The sequence below is a fragment of the Archangium violaceum Cb vi76 genome, from assembly GCF_000733295.1.
Classification (GTDB): Bacteria; Myxococcota; Myxococcia; order Myxococcales; family Myxococcaceae; genus Archangium; species Archangium violaceum.
Genome location: NZ_JPMI01000278.1, coordinates 1 through 5,765 on the forward strand (window position 1 = coordinate 1; position 5,765 = coordinate 5,765).

General features: G+C 71.5%; 5 protein-coding genes and 1 pseudogene. 1 reads left to right on the forward strand and 5 read right to left on the reverse strand.

What is annotated here, in order from left to right:
- From Q664_RS60275 to Q664_RS38770, 5 genes and pseudogenes are all read right to left on the reverse strand, one after another.
- Positions 1-284, reverse strand: a pseudogene (locus Q664_RS60275) (o-succinylbenzoate synthase); the annotation flags it as partial.
- A gap of 4 nt (positions 285-288) precedes the next feature.
- Entirely contained in the window at positions 289-1,200 is a 912-nt protein-coding gene (locus tag Q664_RS38755; protein WP_043407972.1) for a 1,4-dihydroxy-2-naphthoate polyprenyltransferase, read from the reverse strand.
- A 21-nt stretch (positions 1,201-1,221) separates the two neighbouring features.
- Positions 1,222-2,094 carry a 2-succinyl-6-hydroxy-2,4-cyclohexadiene-1-carboxylate synthase gene (gene menH, locus Q664_RS38760; RefSeq protein WP_043407975.1) on the reverse strand — a complete coding sequence of 291 codons (873 nt, stop codon included), beginning with the start codon at positions 2,092-2,094 and terminating at the stop codon, positions 1,222-1,224.
- The gene (gene menD / locus Q664_RS38765) at positions 2,085-3,854 is read right to left on the reverse strand and encodes a 2-succinyl-5-enolpyruvyl-6-hydroxy-3-cyclohexene-1-carboxylic-acid synthase (protein ID WP_043407980.1); all 1,770 of its coding nucleotides are present in this window, start codon (positions 3,852-3,854) and stop codon (positions 2,085-2,087) included. Before menD ends, menH begins: the two co-directional genes overlap by 10 nt.
- Positions 3,847-5,148, reverse strand: coding sequence for an isochorismate synthase (locus tag Q664_RS38770; RefSeq protein WP_043407978.1), 1,302 nt, complete (start codon positions 5,146-5,148; stop codon positions 3,847-3,849). Before Q664_RS38770 ends, menD begins: the two co-directional genes overlap by 8 nt.
- A gap of 129 nt (positions 5,149-5,277) precedes the next feature.
- On the opposite strand from Q664_RS38770, the gene Q664_RS38775 reads away from it, so the two are divergent.
- The coding region (locus tag Q664_RS38775) for an N-acetylneuraminate synthase family protein (RefSeq protein ID WP_235217056.1) at positions 5,278-5,765 on the forward strand (488 nt) is incomplete at its 3' end.

A 5,765-nucleotide genomic window follows, 5' to 3' on the forward strand; every position in this document is an offset into this window, starting at 1 on the left:
CCAACCTCGGGGTCCGTGGCACCCTCACCCCGTCCCTCTCCCGGGGGGAGAGGGGTGGTTTGGTTCAGCCCCTCCAACAGAACATTCAGCGCTCGCTCGCAGTCTCCCGGCGACTCCGTGCCGAACTCCTCCAACGGCATCGCCTCCCCCTGCCCGACCCTCCCCTCCTCGTCCTCCAACCGCACCACGAATCCCTCTCGCGCCGCGTAGGTGCCCCTCGCCGTCTTCAGCGGGTTCACCATCTCCAGGCGCAGCGCGTGGAGGGCCGTCTTCGTGATGCGCATCGCCCTACCTCAGGTACAGCCCCACCGAGAACAACAGGCCGAACACCAGTTGCAGTCTCGCCGTCCCGCCCAGCGCCGGGTTCAACGCCGCCCCCTGCGCTCCCAACACCAGCTTCAGCGGCGGCACCGCCACCGGCACGCTCAGCAGCGCCAGCAGCACCCACGGGCTCGCCAGCCCCAGGCCCCACATCGCCAGCGGAGTCGCGAACGCCGCCGCCAGCAGCACCACGTACTCCGCCTTGCCCGCCGTCGTGCCGAAGCGCACCACCAGCGTCCTCTTCCCCGCCTTCACGTCCGTCGTCGCGTCCCGCAGGTTGTTCACCACCAGCAGCGCCGTGCCAATCGCCCCCACCGGAATCGCCGCCCACCACGCCGCCGGGCCCACCGTCAGCGCCTGCACGTAGTACGTCCCCGGCACCGCCACCATCCCGAAGAAGATGAAGACGAACACGTCTCCCAGCCCGTGGTACGCCAACGGAAACGGGCCTCCCGTGTACGCGTACCCCGCCGTCACCGACGCCAACCCGATCGCCACGATCGGCCAGCCGCCCACCACCACCAGGTACACGCCAACCGCCACCGCCAGCCCGAAGCACGTCAGCGCGCTCGCCAGCACCACGCCCGGGGCAATCAGCCCGCTCTGCGTCACCCGCTGCGGCCCCAGCCGCTCCTCCGTGTCCGCCCCCTTCTTGAAGTCGTAGTAGTCGTTCGTCAGGTTCGTGCCGATCTGGATCAGCATCGCCCCCACCAGCGCCGCCAACGCCGGCAGCCACCGGCCCACGCCCAGCCCATACGCCAGCGCCGTCCCCACCATCACCGGCACCAATGCCGCCGTCAGCGTCTTCGGCCTCGCGGCCATCAACCACGTCTTCAAGGTGGGGCGCGGCGCCTCCACCGCGGGTGCTATCGCGTTCATGGAATGAATGGCTTTCGGCAGCTAGCCGTTGCCACCGGCCGCGCTCTTGTCGGGCACGGTGTCGGGCACGGCGTTCTCGAACTCGGGTGACTCGTACCAGGGCGTCTGCAGGAAGGAGAGCACCTCCCGCGCGTACTCCTCCGGCACTTCCAGATGCGGGGCGTGGGTGCAGTCCTCGAACGTGCGCCTCCACACCACCGGCAGATCCACCGCCATCCTCCGGGCGATCTGCGTGAACTTATCGTCCTGTGCCCCCGTCAGCAGCAGCGTGGGCAGCCGCTGACGGTGCAACTCCGGCCAGTAGTCCGGCTGCACCGCCAGGCCCAGGCACTCCAGCGCCCCCACCAACCCCTCCACCGTGCACTGGTTGCGCCGCGCCCGAAGCTCCGCCTGCTGCTCCGCCGGCAGCTTGCGCACCCCCGCGAACAGCGGCAGCGACTCCCAGTACTCCATGAAGGCCCGCACGCCCTTCTGCCGCAGCATCGCCGCCAGCTGCGCGTCACTCACGCGCCGCTCCGTCCGCTGCACGCGCCGGTGCAACCCCGGCGAGCCACTCTCCATGATGAGCCGCCCGAAGCGCTCGGGATGGCTCAGCGCCGCCGCCAGCGCGAAACGCGCCCCCTGCGAGTACCCCAGCAGGTTCGCCTTCGGCTCCCCCACCTCGTCCAGCACCCGGATCACCGCCTCGATCGTCTCCAGGAAGCCGTCGCGTCCCGTCCTCGTGGGCAGCGGCGTGTCCCCGTGTCCCGGCAGATCCACCGCGATGGCGCGCACCTTGCTGCTCATCCACGGGCGCAGGTGATCGAACGCCGACCGGTTCCCCGTGAAGCCATGCAGGAGGAGGAGCGGGTACGGACCCTCTCCCCACGTCTCGTACGCCATCTTCAGAGCCATGGGCCTTCTCCCAGTGCGGCCGCCATCCTCGCGAACAGCTGCCGGTGCAGATCCACGTTCCTCGCCCGCTCCGCCACCCTCACTTCGATGAGGTGGACCCCGCCCTTGAGCCCCTCGGCCACGGCCGACCGCAACGACGCGGGCGAGTCCGGACGCCGGAAGCGGGCCTGGTAGAGCGCCGCCGCGTGCGACAGGTCCACCCCGTGCGGTGTGCCCCACAGTGGCTCGTAGTGCGACTTCGCGCCCTCGGCCTGGGCGATGGGCAGGAAGGAGAAGATGCCTCCCCCATCGTTGTTCACCACCACCACCGTCAGGGGCACCCCGCCGCGGCGCGCCGTCAGCAGCCCGCCCACGTCGTGCAGGAAGGCCAGATCTCCCGTCAGCAGCACCGTGGGCCGCCCCGACGCCGCCGCCACCCCGAGCGCGCTCGAGATGATGCCGTCGATGCCGTTGGCGCCCCGGTTGGCCAGCACCCGCAGCCCCCGGCCCATGGACGGCGCGAAGGCGTCCACGTCACGAATGGGCATGCTGCTGGACACGAAGAGGTTCGCCCCGTCCGGCATCGCCGACACCACGTCGTGCGCGATGCGCATCTCCGTCAGCGACGGATCCTCCGAGAACGCCGACTCCAGCGCCGCCCGCGTCCACTGCTCGGCCCACAGGAAGCTCCGCGCCCAGGGTCCCAGGCCTCGAGAGAGTCCCTGGCCCAGCGCTTCGCACGCCGCCACCGCCGAGCCCTCCACCACCCGCGACGCGCGATGCACCGGATCGAAGAGCCCACCTTCGTCGCTGAAGACCACGATCTCCGCGCCCGAGTTGTCGATCCACGCCTGCGGCCCCTTGGGCGTCAGGCCTCCGCCGAAGCGCAGCACCAGCTCCGGCCGGTGCGCCCGGGCGAAGGGCTCGTGCCGCAGCATCGCGTCGTAGAGCGACACCGTGGCCGGGCCGCCGCCATAACGCGCCTGGGAGGCGGCCTCGGCCAGCACCGGGTAGCCGGTGGCCTCGGCCAGCGAGGCGATCGCCTCCGCGAAACCGTCGTTCTCGTCCCGGGGTCCGCAGACGATGACACCGCGCTCGGTGGCGGCGATGCGTGCGCGAATCTCCTCCAGGACCTTCGCATCCGGCTGGCGCGCCGGCGGGACGATGCGCGTCAGCGGCGCTCCCGGCCTGCCCTCCCGCGCCAGCGAGGAGAGGTGCTTGGTATCGAAGGTGCCCGGCGTGGGCGCGAGCGGCTCGCGGAACGGCACGTTGAGCTGCACCGCGCCCCGGGGCGCCCGCGAGGCCACGGCCACGGCCCGGGCCACGGTGGCGCGCAGGTGCACCAGCGCCGCATCGTCCGCCTCCGGCACGCCCACGTCCCCGTAGAGCCGCGCGAAGTCTCCGTAGAACCGCGCCTGCGGCACCGTCTGTGCCGCGCCCCACCCCTGCAGCTCCAGGGGCCGGTCCGCCGTCAGCACCACCAGCGGCACCTGCGACATGAAAGCTTCGATCACCGCCGGGTAGAAGTGCGCGCCCGCCGTTCCGCTCGTGGCCACCAGCACCACCGGCATCCGCGACTGCTTGGCCAGGCCCAACGCGAAGAAACCAGCGCTGCGCTCGTCGATGACGGACCAGGTACGCATCCCGTCCATCCGGGCACATGCCAGCGCCAGGGGCGAGGAGCGCGAACCCGGGCACACCACCGCGTGCCTCACGCCGCCCCGAACCAACTCCTCCACCAATGCCCGCGCCCACAGTTGATTCAGGGTGGCGTCAGACATGTCCTCCTCCGAGCGCACGCAACATGGCCAGGCTCTTCATCTCCGTTTCGCGCCACTCCGCCTCGGCGCTTGAGCCCGCCACGATACCAGCACCCACGAAGAGTCGAGCCTGGGATCCCTTGATGCGTGCCGAACGCAGCGCCACCATCTGGTGCGCCCGCCCGGGTCCTACCCATCCGACCGGTCCCGCGTACCAGCCCCGATCCAAGGCCTCGTGCTCCACCAGGAACTCCAGTGCGCGTTCCCGGGGGGTTCCCCCCACCGCCGGTGTGGGATGCAGCGCCGCCACCAGCTCGGCCACCCCCACTCCCTCGCGCAGCTCGGCGCGGATGCCCGTTCGCAGGTGCACCACGTTCTTCAACGTGAGCAGCGCCGGCTCCGCGTCCGCGTCCAGTTGCTCGGTCAGCGGCTTGAGCGCCCGGAGGATATAGCGCACCACCGCCTCGTGCTCGCGGCAATCCTTGTCGCTTCCGCCCAGCGTCCCGGCCAACGCGGGCGCCGCCGAGCCGGCCAGGGCCTCCGTCTCCAGATGACGCCCCTCCACCCGGCACAGCGTCTCCGGCGTGGCGCCCAGGAAGGCCGCTCCGTCCGGCGCCCGGAAGAGGAAGGTGGCACAGCGCGGGTTCTGCTCGCGCAGCCGGGCCAGCACCTCCACGCGATCAAAGGAGGACTCGCCCTCCACCTCCACCGCCCGGGCCAGCACCACCTTCTGGAGCCCCCCGGCGTTGATCGTCTCCACCGCGCGCTCCACCCGCCCCTCGAAGTCCGGCCGCGACGAGACCAGCCGCAGCGCCTGCACGCCGTTGCGGGACCGCCGGGTCCCCGCGGGGAAATTCGCGCCCACCCGCGCCAGCAGCGAGCGCACCACATCCTCGGCTCCGGGGCCCTCGGGGGCGAAGGCCGCCGCCATCAGGCCCGGGCCCTCGCGCCACACCATCACCTCCGGCAGCGTCCACCGCCCGAAGCCGAACGCCCCCCACCCCGAGTCCCCGCCCGCCGTCGAGAAGCGCATGCCGCCGAACCAGGGCCCCGGCAGCGCCGAGGGCGCCTCGCCCAACCACCGCACCGAGTCCAGCGCCGACAACTCCTTCAGCACCGCCTGGGCCCGCGCCCCACTGTCGGCCTCCACCGCGGCCGCCTCGCCCCACCCGGCCATCGCCTCGCCCGCGAGCGGGCGCTCCCAATAGACGGACGGCTCCCCCAGCACTTCCGCCCCCGCGAGCGGATCCACCGCGGCCAGGGACAAGGTCCCCGCCACCCAGTGGCCTCCGTCAGCGCGTCCGAGCGTCTTCATCTGCGGTCCTCATCGAGGTCGCGCCACCAGCCGAGGCACCAACCTCTTGTTGTTCTGTACGGCGGTTTGGCTATACAAGCATCACGGGGTTCAAAACAACGTGAACTCCACAGACATCGGGAGTCGGCCGTGAGCGGCAAGCCAGGTGAGGAGGGCGGAGGACCGCCCAGAGAAGGTACGCCTCGGGTGGCCCGGGCCTGGAAGCCCCAGGGCACGCGCGTGCGTGTGGGACAGGTGGAGGTGGGTGGCCCTGGTTTCGTGGTGATGGCGGGCCCGTGCGCCGTGGAGGGCATGGAGCAGACGGAGCACACCGCCTCCGCCGTGGCCGCCGCCGGTGCCCATGTCCTCCGGGGTGGGGTATTCAAGCCTCGCACCAGCCCCTACTCGTTCCAGGGAATGGGAGAGCCCGGCCTGCGCGTGCTGGCCGAGGCGGCGCGCAAGGTGGGGCTGCCCATCGTCAGCGAGGTGATGGAGTCCACGCAGATTCCGATGATGGAGGACTCCGTGGACGTCCTTCAGGTGGGCGCGCGCAACATGCAGAACTTCCCGCTGCTGCGAGCGCTGGGGAAGACGCGCAAGCCGGTGCTGCTCAAGCGGGGCCTGGCGGCCACGTTCCA